This window comes from Methylomonas montana (genome assembly GCF_030490285.1).
Classification (GTDB): Bacteria; Pseudomonadota; Gammaproteobacteria; order Methylococcales; family Methylomonadaceae; genus Methylomonas; species Methylomonas montana.
Genome location: NZ_CP129884.1, coordinates 1,542,945 through 1,562,549, shown reverse-complemented (window position 1 = coordinate 1,562,549; position 19,605 = coordinate 1,542,945). Strand labels below are relative to the sequence as shown.

Sequence of the window (19,605 nt, the reverse complement as noted above, 5' to 3'; positions counted from 1 at the left end):
CTATATTTTTCTTTTCAAACAACGAGTTGAAAACTGGCATATAAATTGAGTACATAATATTTCGATACAGTCGATATTACGGAATATCTTGTATTGTTAAAACCGACTAAAACCTTGATTTATCAAGATTTATAAATATCATAAAACCTATTTAACAAAGGGTTTATATATTAACCGGTTTTAAATGAAGACTTTTTAAACAACTCAATTTTTTCCCGGGGGAATTCTATGAAAAATACTATAGCGATCATAGCTAGCGCGTTATTAATTGCCAGCAGCGGCGCATTTGCCGAAGAACACGCAGCCGAATCGTTAAAACACGCCGAACACGCGGTAACGCATGGCAAAGCCGGCCATGCACCGGAGTTGGTGGAGCATGCGGAAAAATCACTGGCTCACGTCGATAAAGCGGAAAGCGCGGCTAGCGGCGAGGCTAAAACCCACATCGCAGCGGGCAAAAAATCGCTGGAAGAATCGATAGCCCACGGCAAGCAAAATCATGCCGATGTGGCTACCAAGCATGCCGAGGAAGCCGTTGGCCATTTTAAAGCGGCTAATAATTAGAGTCTGCTCAGTAAATCAGCTGTGGCAATGACGAGCAAATCGGGTCGGCCAAGTTAGAATGGGTGCGCAGATTCCAAATCTTTTGTTTCCAGGCGCGCACGATCATTTGCAGTAACCCGACCAGGCGGCATTGACCGAGGGCAAAAAAGATCCCTTGCAGGACCAGCAGGTTCATCACCAAGAAGATGGTGTTGATCCAGGCGAACGAGGTGTTGGCGCGCTTGGCGCGGATGTCGGTGAGACGATAGCCGTTTTTACCTTGGCCGAATTTGCCTTCGATGGGGATGCGCTGCAGGTATTCCTGCCGGCGCTGTTCTTTGTCGTGTTTGAGTTGCTCCCGGTTGGCCTCGGTTTCGCGTTTGGGGCGGCCGAGCGGTTTGCCGGCAAAGCGGATACCGTGTTGCTTCAGGTAGTCGCGGTTGGCGCGCGTGCCGTAGATCGGATCGGCGAGCACCCGTTCCGGATAGTGGCCGTAGCGCGCCAAGTACGCTTCGACTTGCGAGACCAGATCCAGTCCTTCGTGAAAGGCATCCCATCGCAGGTGATCGACATGAGCTAGGCCTTCGCCGCTCAGGCTGACGCTGAGTTTGGCGCCGAATTCGACCGGCTTGTCCAACTTGCCGCGCACCATCGGCCGCACATAGGGTTGACTGATACTGACGATGCGGCGGTCGCAGCGGCGGGTCTGGTTTCGATACATGTCCCATTGTTGCTGGTACAGATGCTGAATCACCCAGTAGCGATGCAGCAGCCAACCCGGCAACGGCAGCGGCGAACCCTGAGGGATGGGCGCCAAGAGTTGTTCGATGTGGCTCAGGTTGCGGCGCAGATATTGCCACTGTTGCTTGATGCCTCGGCGTAGCACTTTCCGGCCGGGGCGCTTTTGTTTGGCGACGGCCAGATACGCACTGCGGGCTTTGTGGCGATAAGTCCTGGGTTTGTCCGTGACCTTCAGGCGCTTGCACAGGGTGTCGATGATCCGTTCCGTTAATTCCCGCGCTTCGTTCAACAGGCTCAAATCGGTGGGAAAGCGGATGGCTTGTTCGACCACGGTGGCATCCAGAATCAATTGGCCGCGCGGGGCGGCCGGTGCTTCCGGCTCCGGTGCCGATGGGACACCGTCTTTATCGGCAAAATCCAAGGCCGCTTCGGCCGCCTCGGGCTGAACCTCAGCTTCAGGCGCGGTCACGCTAGCCGCGGCCTTCGGCTCAGACGCAGCGGGCGTTGCCGCGGCCGGCGGCGTTTCCAGTTTGGTCGGGGTCGGCTTTTGCCCCTCGTGCGCCTCGATGATGGCGCGGTGAAAGCCTTCGAACACGGCTTCGCCCATGCGCTTGCGCACTTCGACCAATAACGACGGCGCAAACGGCGCCGCCGCTTGGTAGCCGGGCAAGCCGACGAAGTATTGCAGGTACGGGTTTTCCTGGATTTGCTGGACGGTTTCCACGTCTGACAAACACAGTTTGTGCTTGATGATCACCGCGCCGATTACGCGCCGCGCGTCTTTCAACGGCCGGCCCCGGTCCGCCCTCATCCCTTGGTAATAGCATTCCGCCAGTTCGTCCCACGGGATGCACTCACTCAGTTTTACCCAGCGATTGTGTTTATCCAGGGCTGTCTCGAACGGCCAGTCGAATTCAGCTATCGTCAGTTGTTTTGAGCTCGTGGTTCGAATCATGGCTGCACGGTTTTTGAGGCTAATGGCATGTTTTTCGTGCAGCAATTATACCAAAATTCCTCAATAACTACGCTTAATCAATGGGTTATATTTTCTGAGCAGACTCTATTTAGGGGCCGGGTTAATAAACCATTTCAATCGTCAAAGGTGCGTTCAAAGAGACGCTGGAAAAAACCCAACGGATTTTGAATCAGCAACCCCAGGATAAAAACAAGCTGTACAGCTTTCATGCCCCGGAAGTGGAATGCATTGCCAAAGGCAAAGTCCACAAAAAATATGAATTCGGCGTCAAAGTGGGCATCACCGTCACCAACAAAAGCAATTTCGTGCTCGGCGCTCGCAGCTTTCCTGGCAATCCTTATGATGGACATACCCTGGAGTCGTGTCTGGAACAGGCAGAGATACTAAGCGGTACCCGCGCCAAAGAAGCCTTTGTGGATTTGGGTTATCGGGGCGTCGAGGTACCAGGAGTCACGATTTATAAAGCCCGACAAAAGCGCGGCGTGGATACTCGACGTCTCAAACGGGCCCTGAAACGTCGCAACGCTATCGAACCGATCATCGGCCACCTGAAGAACGACGGATTATTGGGGCGCAACTACCTGAAAGGCGAAGTGGGCGATGCGTTGCATGCCATCCTCTGTGGTGCCGGCCACAACATCCGTATGATCCTCAGGCGGTTGAGGATTTTTTGCCTCGTTTTTGGGAGCTACTGTCTCGGCTTGGGATGACTTCATCAGTCGAGCAATTCTTTCTGACTGCATAAAACCAAGTATCTATGAAAATTTCGGCTTTTTCAGGGGCGACTAAATATCTCAAAACGAAAGCCCTATCGATAGAGAATGTATTCCCAAATTCCATAGGTTTTGGCTCCTAAAATTCAGTAACTGTTCAAAATCAAATTTATACGATCCCTCTGCTAATTCTCGGATGGTTTTCTCCCGTATGCCGCGCCGAGCACCGGAGCTTTCGACAGGATCAGCCCGAAGGGGCGATGCATGGATGCATCGCGTTGACGAAGGGGCAGGAAGCCCCTTTCGTCAACCCTCGGCGAAAGCTTCGGAGCGCAGGGAACAAGCGGCATCCAGGCCGCCTTTTCTTTGGATACTTTCTTTTGGCGGAGCACAAATTCGCCTGGAGCGAATTTGAACAGCCGATAGGCTGGCCCGCAGGGCGAAAACCATGGATGGTTTTCGTAGCGAAAGTATCTCGGTCGTCGATCCGAGAACCGACATCCAAACACCCGTCGCGCTAGCGACACAAAACAATTCAACGCTACCGAATAAAAACACAATCCCCTATAATCGAACTTACTTAAAAATAACCACCCCAACCATGCCAACCCCCTTCCAACGCATCGGCATCATCGGCAAGTTCGGTGATCCCGGCATTGCCTCGACGCTTAACGAGCTTTATCACTATCTGCAAAATCGCGGCCACGGTCTGGCGGTGGATAGCCAAAGCGCTGGTTTGATTGACGATAGCGAGGTAGTGGGCGTGCATATCGAGCGCCTGCCGGAACACTGCGATTTGATTATCGCCGTAGGCGGCGACGGTACCTTCCTGGCCGCAGCGCGTGCCGCTGCCGATTTCGAGATTCCATTGCTGGGCGTCAACCTCGGCAGGCTGGGTTTTTTGGTGGATATTTCTCCCGAACAGCTATCCAGCCGCCTCGATCAGATTCTCGCCGGCCAGTTCAAGACCGAGCAGCGCCAACGCTTGCGCACTGTCATCATCCGCGACGGCGAAATTATTCATCAGCAAACCGCCGTCAACGAGGTGGTGGTGCATCGCTGGGTGACGCCGAGCATGATAGAGATCGTCACCAGCATCGACGGGGTTTATCTCAATACCCAACGCTCGGACGGTTTGATCGTCGCCACGCCGACCGGCTCCACCGCTTACTCGCTGTCGGCCGGCGGGCCGATTCTGCATCCGGCGCTGAACGCGCTGGTGCTAGTGCCGCTGAACCCGCATACCTTGTCGAACCGGCCTATCGTGATCGACGATAACGTCGAAATCGAAATTCGTTTCAGCCAGATCAGACAGATCAATGCGCTGGTCACTTGCGACCATTTGGAGATTCCGGACGTGCGGATCAACGACAAAATCGTCATCAAAAAATCCGACAAACCGATTAAAATTTTGCATCCTGCGGATCACGATTTTTTCCATACTTTAAGAAGCAAACTCAACTGGAGCGGCTACCCCGCCTAAGGCCATGCTGTTAAACCTGAATATCATCGATTTGGCGGTCGTCGACGCGCTGGATTTGGACCTGGAACCCGGCATGTCGGTACTGACCGGCGAAACCGGCGCCGGCAAATCGATTTTGCTGACCGCACTGGGACTGGCCCTGGGCGACCGCGCCGACTCCGGCTATGTCCGGCCGGGCAGCAAGCGCGCCGAAGTGAATATCGAATTCGACCTATCGAAAGCGCCGCTGGTCAAACAATGGCTAGAGGCCAACGAGCTGGACGACGATGGCCAATGCATGATCCGCCGCACCATCAGCGACGACGGCCGCTCCAAGGCTTATATCAATAACCACCCGGTCAATCTGCAAACCCTGCAAGGCTTGAGCCGGCAACTGGTGGAAATTCACGGCCAGCACGCACATCTAACGCTGCTGGACAGCGAGGAACAGCGCCGGCTACTGGACGGTTTCGCCGGCAACCAGACCTTGCTGGACAATCTGAATAGCTGTTACCAAAACTGGAAACAAGCGCATAAGGAACTGCATCAACTATTAAAAGCCGGTAGCGATCAGGCCGAACGCGAGGAATTGCTGCGTTATCAACTGGACGAGTTGCAGCAACTGGATTTGGAAAATTTCGATTACCAGGCGCTGGCCGACGAACATAACAAACTGGCCAACCTTGGCAAAATCCTCGGCGTCGGCCAACAACAGCTGGATATTTTGTACGACAACGACCAGCAATCGGTGGCCGACATGCTGGGCCATGTGATTCACGCGATCAACGAGTTAGCGCAATATGCCGGCGAGTTGAACGCTGTTTCCGAATTATTGAGCGATGCCGAAATCCAGATCGGCGAGGCCACCCAGCAATTGCGCCGCTTCCTGGAAAATCAGGAAGCCGATCCGCAACAACTGACTTGGCTGGAAAGCCAGATCGGTGTGATTCAACGCTTAAGCCGCAAGCATAAAATTCAGCCGGAAGAATTACCGGAGCTGGCTACGCGCTTCGCCAGCGAATTGGATAACCTCAGCCACAGCAGCGAGCGCATCGAAAGCCTGAATGCCGATTGCGAACGACTGCTAAGCCATTACCGCAAACTGGCCGGCGAGCTGTCCGCCAGCCGCCGCCAAGCCGGCACGGAGTTGCAGCAACGCATTTCCGACACGATCAAGGAACTGGGCATGCCGCACGGCGAGTTCATCGTCAATCTCCGCACTCAAGAAAACGCCGAACCGCAGCGCAACGGTGTGGACAGCCTCGAATTTCTGGTCAGCACCAACCCCGGTCTACCGGCCAAACCGCTGGCGAAGGTCGCCTCCGGCGGCGAGTTGTCGAGAATCAGCTTGGCGATACAAGTCACTACCAGCACCGACAAGACCACGCCAACCATGATTTTCGACGAGGTCGATTCAGGGATCGGCGGCGGCATAGCCGAGATCGTCGGTCAGAAATTAAGGCGTTTGAGCAAGAACCGCCAGGTATTGTGCGTCACTCACTTACCGCAAGTGGCTTCGCAAGCGCATCAGCACTTGTTCGTCGCCAAAAACCAAAATGCGGCCGTGACGTCGTCCACTGTCAGACGACTGAGCGACGAAGAACGCGTCAACGAAGTGGCTAGAATGCTGGGCGGCGTCACCATCACCGAAAACACCCTTGCGCATGCGCGGGAGATGTTGGTGTCGGGCGGTTTGGCGCCCTCTCCCTAACCCTCTCCCGGAGGGAGAGGGAACGATAGCGTAGCCTCGATTGAGCAAAGCGAAATAGAGGGCGTCATTTCAACGACAGACTCAACACCCCCGCCATCACCAGCGCCGCGCCGCCAATTTGCGCAACTGTCAACTCCTCACCGAGAAAAAAGCTGGCCATGAACAAAGTCGCCACCGGCCCTAGCGAGCCGATCAGCGAAGTGTGACTTGAACCGATCATCCGGATCGCTGCCGACAGCATGAACACCGGCAACACCGTCGAGAATATCGCCATCACCAAGCTCAATTGATAAATCCGCATCGGCAGCAGTAAAGCCTGCGGCGGATGGGTGAATAAAAATTGCATCAGCGTCGCCGCACAAGCCACCAGCATCGCATAAGCGGTAAAGCGCGAGGCGCCGATGCGAGCCACCGTTTCACCGGTGCCGATCAGATACGCGGCGTAGGTCAAGGTACTGGCAAACACGCAGCCGGCACCCAACAGCAGATGTTCGGATTGAATATTCAACTCATCAAAAAACACCACGCCGATACCGGCATAGCTGAGCAATAACGCGACGATTTCCTTGCGGCCGAAGGCTTTGCCCAATAATACTGCTGACAACACGACCACCATGGTCGGATACAAAAACAGGATCAGCCGTTCGAGGCCGGCGGAAATGTATTGCAAGCCGATAAAGTCGAATAAACTGGATAAGTAATAACCCAGCAAACCCAACAGCAATAATGCTAGATAATCGCGGCCGTTGAGCGGCGTCAGATGCTTCTGACCGGCATGGCGCCAGGCGACAACCAGAAAAAATGGAGCTGAGAACAGCATGCGCAAGGCCAACAGCGTCACCGCATCAACCGGTTGGTAATATGCCAGTTTCACTAAAATCGCCTTGCCGGAAAACCCAATGGCCGCCAAGGTCGCCAGGCCAAAGCCCAAGAAACGGTTGCGATTGGATAGAGAGATTGATGTCGTTGTTGCCATTGGGCCTCCTGGGTGGGTGCGGGCCTTAGGCGAGTGGCATAGCGACTGCGGCAAGACCCGCAGTTGCTTGAATTTTTTTTAAAAAAACGCAAACACCGCGGCGGTAGGCAAGGCCCATAGCCAACGGTGCTTTTTTGAAATAGAAAGATAATCGTTCATGGCGACGGACTATATCGTTAGGCCAATATCACTGTCAATCGCTACCCAACAACCTAACGCTTGAATTGCCCGACCAGTTCGTTCAATTGCGCGGCCAGTTTCACCAACTCATTACTGGCGGCGTTGGTTTGGCCGGCGTCCTGGGCGGTACGCTCGGTCAATTGGCCAATATTGGCGATGCTTTGACCGACATGTTGCGCCACCCGGCTTTGATTATCGGCGGCTTGCGACATTCGTGAGTTCAACTGGCGAATCTGCGTCACCCGTTCGGCAATCGCGCTCAAACCCTGATCGGCGCTTTGCACCTGCTCGCGGCGCAGCTCCGCGCTGTTTTTGGCATTACCCATCACCGTCACCGCATCCTTGGCTTCGCGTTGCAATTGTTCGATGATATTTTCGATTTCCTCGGTCGCCTGGTGCGATCGCGTCGCCAGCGTACGCACTTCATCGGCCACCACGGCAAAGCCACGGCCTTGCTCACCGGCCCTGGCCGCTTCAATCGCAGCATTCAGTGCCAAAAGGTTGGTCTGATCGGCCAGACCTTTAATCACGTCCAGCACCGCGCCGACACCGTTGCTTTTTTGATCCAAGCGTTTGATCACTTCCGCGGCACGGTCGATTTCGTTAACCAATTCGTTGATACCGTTAATCGCGTTTTTAGTGGTCGCCGCCCCCTGCGCGGCCTGTTGATCGGCTTCCACCGAGGCTTCCGCCGCGCCGCTGGCGCCGCTACGCACGTCCTGTACCGATCTTTCCAACTCATGAATGGCCTGAATCACCGTTTCGGTTTCGCTACGTTGCTGACTGGCGGCTTGCGAAGTTTGCCGCGCCACATTGGAAATCTGACTGGTCGCGGAAGCCAATTGCTGACTGACCGAAGACACCTGCCCCAAACTACCGGCAAAGTTGGTCAACATGGTATTAAACGACTCGCTGACTTGGCCTATTTCGTCGCCGGATTCGATTTGCAAACGCTGGCGCAAGTCGGATTGTCCGGCAATGGCGTTAACCGTATCGCGCATGGTTACCAGCGGGTTGACCACGATCCTCCGCATCAGCATATTGACCAGCAACAAACCGCCGGCAAACATCACCAGCGAGATGCCGGAGGCGATCACTAAATCGCGATTGATCTGCGCATCCAGATTGGCCAGCGAATAAGACACCCGCACCGCGCCCAACACTGTGCCTTCGGGAACGGCATGGCAAGTCAGGCAATTGGTACCGCGAAAATCGACTCTCGCCTGGATCGGCTCCAGCACGGTCACCAAACGGCCATTGCTATCGTCACCATGCTTAGTGACACGCTCTCCGCTCAGCGCTCTTTCGTCCAGATTGTCCAGCGATCTTTGCTCCGCTTTACCGGGGCCGTAAAAATCCAAAATTCCCTTGCCGCGAATCAAGCGTACTTCGGTCACATTGGCATGCGAGCGCGCTTTGTCCCTCAATACTTCTCCCTGCGCCATCGCACCAGTCAACATCAGGGTATTGATGCCGTCGAAATAACTGTTGGCAATGTCCCTAGCCTTATCGGTCGCCAGGCTTTGCACCATGTCTTTCTGCCGATCGGCCATAAACAGTGTGCTGACGAACATGAGCAACAAAAAAACACTAGCAATGCTCAATAGAATTTTGGATTGGATAGTCGAGTTATTAGTCATGTAATCAGCAAGTCGCGATGAAATAATGGAACACTCACAGGTAATAATCGGCAGCTTTTCAAAATCCTGAATGCCGAACGCTGCTTAGCCGTCCGTCTAAGGATAAATCAAAACGAGGGGCCGCGCGCCATTAATAGCAATCTGCCAGACATCCGGCTATGCTGATTGGAAAAACTATTACCTGCCGTTTGTCCAGCCCAGGAGAGTAGCCGTGGACGAATTTTTTGGATTTATTGCCTTTGTACTGATCTTGGTGCCCATCGCGATGGCCGTGATGTTGTTTGTGCTATTGAAACGCCAAAAACGCAACCAGGATGAAATTAATCAGACCTTGCGCAGCCTGGAAACCGCCATGCGCGAAGATCGCAAGCTATTGCAGGAACTGGCGCAAGGCCAGTTAGAACCCGTCGCGGAACCGCCGCCGCAACCGGCACTGTTCGAACTGCAAACACCGGCAGAACAAACCTTATTCGACAGCGGTGCAGAAGAAATCATAACGACACCCACGCCGTCACCAATCGAAACCGTTTCCGAAAACACTGAAGCCGCCGCCGATAACCCCTGGAATCAAAGCACCTGGCAACCCGCCGAGCCCAGCCGCTTCGAGTTGGCCGCCCAAAAAATCCTGAAGGAAATCTGGAACTGGATCATCGTCGGCGAAGGCCACCGGCCGGAAGGCGTGACGATGGAATATGCGGTGGCCAGCAACTGGCTGCTGCGCATCGGCGTGTTGATTTTGGTTACCGGCATCGGCTTTTTCCTGAAATACTCCATCGACAACGGCCTGCTCGGCGAGCAAGCGCGGGTGGCGCTGACGGTGCTGACCGGCGTCGGCATGATCATCGGCGGCGTGCGTCTGGTAGGTGGCACCTATCATCTGTTCAGCCAAGGTTTGCTGGGCGGCGGTATCGCGGTGCTGTATTTCAGCGTGTTTGCCGCGCACAGTTTTTATCATCTGCTGGACGTCTATCCGACTTTTTCGTTGATGATTTTAGTCACCGCTTGCGCCGCGTTTTTGGCAATCAAACTGGATTCGATGCTGGTGGCGATATTCGCGATCATCGGCGGTTATTGCACGCCGATGCTGCTGTCCACCGGTCAAGTCAACTTCCCCGGTTTGTTCAGTTACATGTTGCTGCTCGGTGTCGGCATCCTGGCGATCAATTGGTATAAGCAATGGCATTTATTAAATTTCCTGAGCTTTTTCTTCAATTACCTGCTGTTTTTCGGGGCGATGCAACGCTACGAAGTCGGATATTTCTGGCAGGTATTGCCATTCTTGACCGGCTTTTTTGTGTTGTATTCGACCACGGTGTTTATGTTTTGCCTGGTCAACCGGGTTAAATCGACGCTATTGGATTTGTTGGCTCTGATCGCCAACGCCGCGATCTTCTTCGGCACCGCTTATGACTTGATAGACGAAGCCTACGGCCAAATCTGGACCGCCTTGCTGACCGTGGCGCTGGCGGCGTTTTATGTCGGTCATGTTTATTATTGCCTGGCCCGACGCGTGGCGGATCGGGAGTTGCTGGTCAGCTTCATCGGCCTGGCGGCGTTTTTCGTCACCATCACGCTGCCGTTGCTGCTGTCCAATCAATGGATTACCGTCAGTTGGTCTTTGCAAGCCCTGGTGATGCTATGGATGGCCGGCAAACTGCGCAGCGCATTCTTGCAGCAGGTCGCCTATCTACTGTATCTGATCGTGCTGATACGTTTCTGTTTTGTCGATCTGCCCGACCAATACGGCATCGCAATGGATAGCCAACAATCGTTCGGCGCGTTTTTGCTGGGCTTGCTGGAACGGGTCATCAGCTTCGGCACTCCGATCCTGTCCCTGGCGCTGGCCTACAAGCTGATCGAAAAACCCGAGCCAGCCTTGCCGCTAGCTTGCGACCCCGGCAACGACGTGCCCTTATGGCTGAAGGATAACTGGCTGCTGCAAACGGCATTGATTGTCGTGGCCGGCATGCTGTTCGTCGTGCTGCAACTGGAGCTATACCGCAGCTTTGCGTATCTGTATCCGCCGCTGCAATTACCGGTATTGACACTGGTTTGGCTAGTCATGTGCTGGTTGCTGCTGATGCGTTATCTGGCCGGCGCCGGCGGCTGGCTGCTGCAAGCGCTCAGACTATTCCTGATCGGCGTTGCGCTAAAATTGCTGCTCTTCGATCTGCCATCCTGGGACATTAGCCTGGGCCATATCGCTGTCGGCGATAGCCTATTGAGTTTGCGTTACGGCGGCGGCTATTCGTTTCAGCTGGCCTTGATGCGCTTGCTGGATTTTGCCGCGATCATCGGTTTTTTGATTTTCGCTTTCCGTCGGTTTAACGAGGCCGATACGGATAGCGGCAACCTCCGCGACTGGTTGGGTGGCGCGGCTTTAGTCTTGCTGTTTACCTTTCTGAGCCTGGAAATCAACTCACTGTTGTATCAATATGTGCCGGGTTTACGGTCCGGCGGTGTATCGATCTTGTGGTCGATATTCGCACTGACGCTGGTATTCAACGGCATCAAACGCCGAATCTCCAGTTTGCGCTTGGCCGGCTTGGCACTGTTTGCCTTGGTCGCCTGGAAAGTATTTTTCATCGATTTGGCCAGACTGGAACAAATCTACCGGATCGTCGCCTTCATCGTGCTGGGCATGCTGGCACTGGGCGGCGCGTTTTTTTATATGCGTTATCAACAAACCTTTACCGGCAACACCGACGAGACACCATCATGATCACCCGATTCATCTGCTTATTTTGCCTATTGGTTGCCCAGGTTCAGGCCGCCGAAGCGCCGGCTTACCGATTCAGCCGGCCCGTGACCTATCAGGATAGCGGCCAGCAATCGCTGTTGGCTGTGACCTTGGACAGCGCGGTTTATGCCAACAGTGCCGCCGATTTTCGCGATCTGCGCCTGACCGATCAGAACGGCGTCGAGACGCCGTATCTATTGCAAAAAATCGCCAGCCAGAAAACCGTGACCCGCCGCCTGTCCAGCCGTAGCGAAACGGTAGACCTGCAAAAATTCGGCGACGAAGGCTTCGTCGTCACCGTCAAGCTGGACAAAGATGCCGCGAATGCCGATGGCCTGACTTTGGTCACCCCGCAAGTCGACTTCGAATACGCCTTGCAAATCCACGGCTCCAACGACGGTGAAAATTGGCAGCTATTGGTCGACAACGCGTTGATTTACGATTACTCGCGTTATATGAGCGTCGGCAACCGCGATGTCGCCATCCCCGCCAACAGCTTTAGGCAATTTAAAATCGTCGTCGCCAAAGCGACACAAACCCGGGTGGCCGAGTTGCTGGAGTTGACCCGAACCCTACGGGGCAGCGAGGAATTGCAACGCAGCGAAACCAGCCAACACCAGACCGAACCGCTGCATATCGAGCGTATCGAACTTTGGCATAGCCACAGCGAGACATTGCCGGCAGAAGATAGCCAGTTCGATTACGCTATGCCCGGCTTCAAGATCACTCAGGATGCCGAATATAAAACCAGTTCGATCGACATCGATACTTTGCACCAACCCTTGACCGGCTTTACGCTGCAAATCAACACCCCCAATTTCAGCCGCTCTGCGGAAGTACAAATCCCGCTGCAACAAGGCATCGAAACCCGCATGCAGACCATCGCCAATGGCACGCTGGAAGCTTTACATTTTCAAAACATCAACCGCGACCAAACCAGCATCGGTTTTCCGGAGCAACGTCAGCCGCGTTACCGTATCGTGATTCAAAACCAGGACAATCCGCCGCTACACGTCAACACCATTACCGGCACCGGCCACGGCTATCAATTATTGTTCCTGCCGCAAGCCGGACTAAGCTATCGCTTGCAATATGGCTCGACCCAGGCCGAGCCGCCGCGCTACGACACCGCGCCTATCCAAGAGCTGCTGCGTCGTGGTTATCAAAGCAGCACCGCCGATCTCGGCCCGGAAACTGCCGCGGCAGCCGCCGAAGCTAAATTCGATGTTGGCGAACTATTGAACAGCCGCTGGTTTCTGGGCTTGGCGATAGGCCTGATGGTGATCGTGCTGAGCTGGAGTTTGTTTAGAGTCAGCAAGCGGCTTGGCGATCAAACCGATGATTAATGGTGCGTATTGTTAGCCTGGCGGGGCTCGGACTCCCGACTGGGCTGAGCCTCGGCAAGCAACGCCAGCATAGCGGTCTTTCGCTGGCCTTCAAGATTTTCTTCGGCGAGCATTCCGGCGGTTTTCCCCGCGGTATCCGGCGTTTTTGTATTAGCCCCGTGTGCCGACAGGATAGCGACGATATCGTCTCTGCCCTTGATAACGGCCAGCATCAATGCGGATCTGCCCACGTTATTTCTGGCATCGATTCGGGCGCCATGCGCCAACAGAATATCAATATAATTCGGATCGTTGTAGGCAGACCACGCCGCCCACATTAAAGGCGTCCAGCCATTTTCATTACTTGCGTTCACATCCGCACCTTGATCGAGTAAACGTAGCGCCACTTCTTTCATACCGGACTCGCGCATCGCAAACATCAATGGTGTGGTACCCGCAACGCGGATTTGATCCAAACTGGCCAGAATTCGGGCGTTTACATCCGCGCCTTTATCGATCAACTTCATAGCCTTCCGTTCATCGCCAGCTTCTATTGTCTGTATCAAAACGCTTTGCCCGCTGTTATTGGCAGCATTAACGTCCGCGCCCCGGTCGATAAGCAAATCAAACACTTGTTTAAAGCTTTCGTCTTCGCGTCTGGAAGAATCGAGGACAAGGGCCAAAGCTGTCCATCCCCCACCCAGAAAACCGGAACATTCGCACTTTTGGTTGATATCCGCGCCCGCTGCCAACAAAGTTTGTATGACTAATGGCATTCCGTTATGAGCGGCGATATGTAGCGCGCCCCAGCCTTCTCGCCGAGTATTGATATCAGCACCATGTTGCAACAGAAAATCAATCACCGCCGCCTTGCCTTGATCGATTTCTTGACTGACCGGTTTTGAATCCACGCAACCGGTCGCTACCGAAAACGCATTGGAGACCGCTTGGGTCGGCGTCTTGAGAAGAGGCCAAAAATATTGCACGCGCTTGAGGTCGCCCAAACACGCGGCGCTGGAAAAAGCGCCGCTAATGGTATCGGCATCGGCGCCGTGAGCAAGCAGAAGCTTGACTATTTTTTCGTCGTCGGCCGCTAACGACAATGCGGTCTCGGTGCCTTGGTATATCGTATTGACATCGGCGTGAGCGTCCAACAATACTTCGACGACAGGCAAGCGGTTTCGAAGAGATGCCGCCATCAGCGCGGTTAATTGTTCGTATTCGCCGTTTTCGGCGGCCGCATTGACGTCCATTCCCGCCGCGAAAAATAGTTTTACCGTGGCTAAATCGCCCTTTGCCGCCGCTTCCACAAACGCGGTGCTATCGAACGGAACAGCCATTTTCACAAGCCTCCCCCGAGCTTGTTCGGGAGAGACCGCCTCGGTAAGCTCGGTGAGTTTCTTGATCGAATCGGTAAAAGTTGCCAACGCAATCACCACGGTACCGATAAACACCATCAATGCAAAGACAGGATGTTTCCTGATTCTGTCGAGCCCAGCATATAACTGTCCGGTTTTTCCATTCATCGTATCACCTTGTAATTGCGTTATCGTTTGACGAAGCCACAGTTGAGCACGGCTGAATAAGGAGCACGTACGCGCCGCTACACAGAGGATCAAAAGGCATGGATAGACTTTATAACGCCTAACATAATCTGCTACAAAGCAAAAATGTCGGCTCTCGGGGAGTCGCTATTTTTGCGAAAGCTTGTTTTGGGCATCCCAGCCCAATCAAGCGGCAAAAATTACGCGACCGCTTATGCCTCCGGCGGCCCCGATTCGTCCGCGTCACCTCGTTTCGACCCAACAAGGGGTCGAAACATTGGCTCTCGCATGACTTGACGCCGTTTCGCGATGCCTTGCAGGTTTTCTCCGCTTCACTACGAAAACCCGCCCGGCGCTACGGCTATCGCGGACTAAAAATCTTCACTTCGCTATCGCTCCGTTTCCAAGATTTTCAGCGTCAGAATTTATGAAATCTGGAACGGCACGGTTCGGCCATCAACTGCCGTTCGCGATTGACGGCATTGTGGCGACGAATATGGCGAAATGAAGGTGGGCTATGTGCTATGTGCTATGTGCTATTAATTCAGATGGTGTTGTCGTATTGTCCACTGTTTTGGCGCTTTGACACCCTTGAAAGCCCCTAAAATAAAGGGACACTGTTTTGAACACTATAGGGCACCTCGAAAAACCGGCACCCATGAGAAAATAGTCGCATCATCCAACGGATTCTAAAGCCCATGATCAAAGAAAGCCTGTTTGCTGCCGAAGAACGAGAAACCAAGCTGAACAAGTTAGGTGATGTTCTTCAAATCCTGGAAGAGCATGTCGATTTCGCCGCCTTAGCAGCTGCGATTGATGCAGCGGCACCCCGACCCAGTCGGGAGCGCGGCGGTCGTCCGCCGTTTCCGACCGAAATCATGGTTCGTACGTTGTTATTGCAGCAGCTGTATAACCTCAGCGACGAACAACTGGAATTTCAATTGCTGGATCGTTTGAGTTTCCAACGGTTTGCCGGGCTAAGGCACAGCAGCCAGATCCCCGATCGCACCACGTTCTGGACATTCCGTGAGCGACTGATGGCGGCGGGAGCCAGTGAAACGATCTTTGAAGCCGCGAATCGGGAATTAGATAAGCACGGCTATCTGGCGCGTGGTGGCCAAATGATTGATGCCAGCATCGTGCCCGCGCCCAAGCAGCATCGGCCTAAAGGCGAGAAAGCCCTGATCGAAGAGCAGGCCATGCCTATCGACTGGTCACCTGCCAAGCGTCGGCAAAAAGACATCGATGCGATGTGGACAAAAAAGCATGGCAAATCGTACTTCGGATACAAGTTGTCAGCCAACGTGGATAAGCGATACAAACTGGTTCGTAAAGTTAAAGTCAGCACGGCCAGCGAGCACGATACCTTGCATCTGGATGAGGTGCTGGACACTTTTAATACCGGCCGCGAACTGTATGCTGACAAAGGCTATGTGGACAAAGAACGTGAAGCGCGAATCAAAGCGTCAGGTCTTCGGGTGCATATCCAACGCAAGGCGGCCAAAGGCAAACCGCTATCCGACTGCCAAAAGCGGCGCAATACGCGGATTGCCAAGACCCGTGCCCGAGTTGAGCATGTGTTTGCCAGTTTGGAACAGATGGGCGGCAAAGGCTTGCGAAGTGTTGGGCTAGCTCGCGCCACGTTACAACTGAACTTCAAGGTGGCCACTTATAATTTGCGTCGCCTCTGCAGTTTAAAGACCTGCGGTATTAAGCCTGCTTTTGCCTTCTGACAGGCATCGTCCGCCTGAAATCATCAAAAATGGCGATTTCAGGATAAAAACCGCCCCAAACAGGGCGAAAATAAGGCGCCAAATCTGTTTTCTGCTTTGAGCATAAACTGAATACCCAGAACCTGCGGCAATTTTGCCGGTATTTCGAGGCTCCCTATATATTTTGGCTCATTTTATCTAGTCATCTCGCATCTTTCAAATTACAGCACAATACCAATTGTTTGGTGCGACAATTAATCATTGTTGCCACTGATGCAGTCAATAATTAATTTATAAAAAATAGGGTAGTGCTTATGAAATATACATATGAACAAATGGCAACTCTTGTAAGAGATAACAACAAATCACTCTGCTTTTCTGACGAATTCATAATTTGTTTAATCTGGAAAGAGTCAGGTTTCGATTCTGATGCTACTAACAGCATGTCAACAGCAACTGGCCTTATGCAGATTACAAAGAGTGCCGTAGAAATGGTAAATAGCAATACACCTAATGGTACGCATTATAAGCACTCAGATATGACTGATGCGGTGAAAAATATCCAATGTGGATCATATTACTTAGATATAGCTAAAAACAAACTTAATGGTATAGATACTGGCTATGGAACTGGTGAAGGATATTCTAAATCAATTATGGCCTGTGAGATTTCATTAAAATCAGATAAAGATCATTATATGGTGGCTTTACATAAAATACATAAATGAGGACGAAAATAATGAAAGCGATATTTTTTATTTTTTTTATATTTATCTATAGTTTTCAAGCACGTGCAGATGAGCCAAATGCTTGGGCTGGAGTGGGATTTGAAAGCTGGATAGGAAAGCTACCAACTCAAATTGTTGATGGAAAAGCCCTAAAACTGATAGAAACTGATGGGGTAAAAAAAATCACCCAGAAAATTGTTCCTGCTTATGAAATGGATGCCATTAATAAATATTATGTTGAATCATTAGTTAGTAAGATTGATAACTTTATCATCATAAATAAATGCATGCCTCATAATTGCCCATCTGAGCTGGCAATGATTGTAATTGATATGAACTCACCAAGAATATGGGTGGGATTATTTTTAAGAGATGATACACATTCATCTACGCGATGGTATAGTAATGGCGATGATTATTCAGTTTTACCTAACACCATTAAACAAAGCTTTTTGGAGCGTCATGGTGACTAGTACGCAAACCATGAAATCATTCAGATAACTATTTAACGAAAGCTCAGAATTTGGGAGCGTTGACGAACACAATAGTTATCGGGTTTGTTTCCAAAGTTATGTACTAGATAAGCTCTTTTCCGTGTTATTTTAATCTATTCAAAACACTAGACAAAAGGATACGGACTGTCTAATGTTTTGGCTGCCTGTTTATTGCCGTTTGCTAAACTTCGCGAATGGCAGGATTGTGGAAACTTAAATCCATACTCGATTGACGGCAGTGGATCGATTTCAGTCTATTAATACCTGCCGGCACGCTCGACCGAGCAGGAAATTAGGGGATCCGACAAGAAAAAATGCTTGTTTGACTATAAATCAGCCTTCTCGCCATTCTAGTACCGAGCCCAACGGCTTAATCCCCCAACATCTGCCTGGCCAACTGATTGCCCGCTTCCACCAATGGGTGGATCACGAAATCGGCACCCTGCTGTTTTAATTCGCGTTCTTCGCTATGGTGATAACAAATCGTCCCGATCTGTCCCCGAAAGCCGCGTTTGCGTAACTGACCGATGGCAAGCGTTCTAACCTCGAAAGCCGGCACGGTGATGACGATACCCTTGACTCTTTCCAGGCGTAGACCGGTCCATAACTCGTTGTCCTCGGCATCGCCGTAGACCACACGCCGTCCGGCGGATAACAGGTTTTCCAGCACGGTAGGGTCGGCATCCAATCCCACGACGCGTTGATCCTGATTGGACAAGGCCTGGTAAGCCGACAAGCCGGTACGGCCCATGCCGATGACCAACCACTCGGCGACGCCGAAGGACTCCGGCAAACGGTCCGGATTGCCGGATTTTTTTTCGAATCGTACCAACACCGGTTCGGCCCAGGAGAACAAACGATGCGAATAGCGGTTCAGCGGCGCCGCTACCGCCAGTGAACCGGCCACCGCCAGACTGATGATGGCATTCCATTCCAAAGGCAATAATTCCGCTTTGACCACCGCGCCGGTAGTAATCAACGCAAATTCGCTGTATGTCATCAAGGCCAGGGAGGACACGAACGCGGTGCGCGCCCGCAAGCCGGACAACAGAAACAATCCAAAAAACAATGCGCCCTGTACCGGCAATAAGGCCAGCAATGCCGCGGCGTGAACCATCTGATCGCGGTTCGGCAGATCGCTCAAACCAATCTGCAGAAAAAACGCCACCAGAAACAATTCCTTTAAACCCCACAGGCGGTTGGTCAACTCATCGATTTGTGGGTGATTGGCCAGCATGATACCGGTCAGCAAGGCACCGATGTCGGCGGCAATCCCGACGCTTTCCGCCGCCACGCCGCCGGCCAGCGCCAAGGTTACCCCCAGCAACATTTTCAGCTCCGAGGAATGGCTGACTGAGAGCATCCGGTGCGCCACGGGCCGCAATAACGGCAGCAAGAACAAAGCCAAAGCCCACGGCGTCGGTTGTTTGCCCTCCGCCAAGGCCAGCAGGCCAATCGCGACGATGTCCTGCAAAATCAAAATACTCATCACATCGCGGCCATGCAAGGAGGACAGTTCGCCATTGTCTTCCAACACCTTGATCGCCAGCACCGTGCTGGAAAACGCCAAACTCAGACCCAACACCAAGCCGCCGGTTACTTGCTTGTCCAGCCCCAGAAATACCAGCGCAAAGATGACCGCCATCAACAATAAGTGCAAACCGCCGACGCTAAGCACCTCGCGACGGATCAGCGAACTGGGCTTGAGTTTCAAGCCAACCGAGAACAACAGCAATTCGATACCGACATCGGCCAAGTGACTGAGATCCGGCAATGCCGCAATGCCCAAAGCATGCAATACATAACCGGCCACCAAGTAGCCTACCAGCGGCGGAAACGTCAGGCGGCTGGCCACCAAGCCAATCAAATAAGCCGCACTGATCCAGATTAATTCCATCATATCCATCAACCGAAACAAAACCCCGTTTAATATGGGGATCGTAACCTGTTTTAATACCTTTCCGGCTATTTTTTGCTGATCGGGTCGATATCGGGCGATGTCAAGTGCCCGTCTGCCAGCCTGATTGGTAAGATTCTTTAGCTAAACGATGACAGGCAAGCCAGATGACAAGGGAATGATTCGAATGGCTGATGGGCCTTATCAAGGCCCTGCCCATGAT

13 protein-coding genes and 1 pseudogene are annotated in these 19,605 nt (G+C 52.8%); 9 read left to right on the top strand and 5 right to left on the bottom strand.

Annotated elements, in window-relative coordinates:
- The first annotated feature begins 228 nt into the window (after window positions 1-228).
- On the top strand, window positions 229-564 hold the full coding sequence (gene smbP / locus QZJ86_RS07345) for a small metal-binding protein SmbP (RefSeq protein WP_301937731.1): 336 nt from the start codon (window positions 229-231) through the stop codon (window positions 562-564).
- Between the two features lie 7 nt (window positions 565-571).
- On the opposite strand, the gene QZJ86_RS07340 is transcribed toward smbP, so the two are convergent.
- A complete protein-coding gene (locus tag QZJ86_RS07340; RefSeq protein WP_301670507.1) occupies window positions 572-2,239 on the bottom strand; it encodes an IS5 family transposase in 1,668 nt (555 codons plus the stop codon).
- 140 nt (window positions 2,240-2,379) lie between these two features.
- Between QZJ86_RS07340 and QZJ86_RS07335 the strand changes: the two are divergent.
- From QZJ86_RS07335 to recN, 3 genes and pseudogenes are all read left to right on the top strand, one after another.
- Window positions 2,380-2,970, top strand: a pseudogene (locus tag QZJ86_RS07335) (transposase); the annotation flags it as partial.
- Between the two features lie 604 nt (window positions 2,971-3,574).
- Window positions 3,575-4,456: an NAD(+) kinase gene (locus QZJ86_RS07330; RefSeq protein WP_301937729.1), complete on the top strand. Its 882-nt coding sequence runs from the start codon at window positions 3,575-3,577 to the stop codon at window positions 4,454-4,456.
- A gap of 4 nt (window positions 4,457-4,460) precedes the next feature.
- A complete protein-coding gene (gene recN / locus QZJ86_RS07325; protein WP_301937727.1) occupies window positions 4,461-6,146 on the top strand; it encodes a DNA repair protein RecN in 1,686 nt (561 codons plus the stop codon).
- A gap of 64 nt (window positions 6,147-6,210) precedes the next feature.
- Here the strand turns inward: recN and QZJ86_RS07320 are convergent, their stop codons facing one another.
- Both QZJ86_RS07320 and QZJ86_RS07315 read right to left on the bottom strand, forming a co-directional pair.
- Window positions 6,211-7,122, bottom strand: a complete 912-nt coding sequence (locus QZJ86_RS07320) for a DMT family transporter (RefSeq protein ID WP_301937725.1) — start codon at window positions 7,120-7,122, stop codon at window positions 6,211-6,213.
- A 212-nt stretch (window positions 7,123-7,334) separates the two neighbouring features.
- A complete protein-coding gene (locus QZJ86_RS07315; RefSeq protein WP_301937723.1) occupies window positions 7,335-8,942 on the bottom strand; it encodes a methyl-accepting chemotaxis protein in 1,608 nt (535 codons plus the stop codon).
- 211 nt (window positions 8,943-9,153) lie between these two features.
- Between QZJ86_RS07315 and QZJ86_RS07310 the strand changes: the two genes are divergently transcribed.
- Together QZJ86_RS07310 and QZJ86_RS07305 are read left to right on the top strand one after the other, a co-directional pair.
- Window positions 9,154-11,664: a DUF2339 domain-containing protein gene (locus QZJ86_RS07310; RefSeq protein ID WP_301937720.1), complete on the top strand. Its 2,511-nt coding sequence runs from the start codon at window positions 9,154-9,156 to the stop codon at window positions 11,662-11,664.
- On the top strand, window positions 11,661-13,028 hold the full coding sequence (locus QZJ86_RS07305) for a DUF3999 family protein (protein WP_301937718.1): 1,368 nt from the start codon (window positions 11,661-11,663) through the stop codon (window positions 13,026-13,028). The genes QZJ86_RS07310 and QZJ86_RS07305 overlap by 4 nt, the downstream gene beginning before the upstream one ends.
- Here QZJ86_RS07305 and QZJ86_RS07300 read toward each other — a convergent pair.
- Window positions 13,025-14,533, bottom strand: a complete 1,509-nt coding sequence (locus QZJ86_RS07300; RefSeq protein WP_301937716.1) for an ankyrin repeat domain-containing protein — start codon at window positions 14,531-14,533, stop codon at window positions 13,025-13,027. The two genes, QZJ86_RS07305 and QZJ86_RS07300, sit on opposite strands and share 4 nt — an antisense overlap.
- Window positions 14,534-15,249: 716 nt before the next feature.
- On the opposite strand from QZJ86_RS07300, the gene QZJ86_RS07295 reads away from it, so the two are divergent.
- From QZJ86_RS07295 to QZJ86_RS07285, 3 genes are all read left to right on the top strand, one after another.
- Complete coding sequence (locus QZJ86_RS07295) at window positions 15,250-16,284, top strand: IS5 family transposase (RefSeq protein WP_301937714.1); 1,035 nt, start codon at window positions 15,250-15,252, stop codon at window positions 16,282-16,284.
- A 293-nt stretch (window positions 16,285-16,577) separates the two neighbouring features.
- Complete coding sequence (locus tag QZJ86_RS07290) at window positions 16,578-16,991, top strand: transglycosylase SLT domain-containing protein (RefSeq protein ID WP_301937712.1); 414 nt, start codon at window positions 16,578-16,580, stop codon at window positions 16,989-16,991.
- Between the two features lie 11 nt (window positions 16,992-17,002).
- Window positions 17,003-17,464, top strand: coding sequence for a hypothetical protein (locus tag QZJ86_RS07285; protein ID WP_301937710.1), 462 nt, complete (start codon window positions 17,003-17,005; stop codon window positions 17,462-17,464).
- A gap of 391 nt (window positions 17,465-17,855) precedes the next feature.
- Here the strand turns inward: QZJ86_RS07285 and QZJ86_RS07280 are convergent, their stop codons facing one another.
- A complete protein-coding gene (locus tag QZJ86_RS07280; RefSeq protein WP_301937708.1) occupies window positions 17,856-19,385 on the bottom strand; it encodes a cation:proton antiporter family protein in 1,530 nt (509 codons plus the stop codon).
- Between the last annotated feature and the right edge of the window lie 220 nt (window positions 19,386-19,605).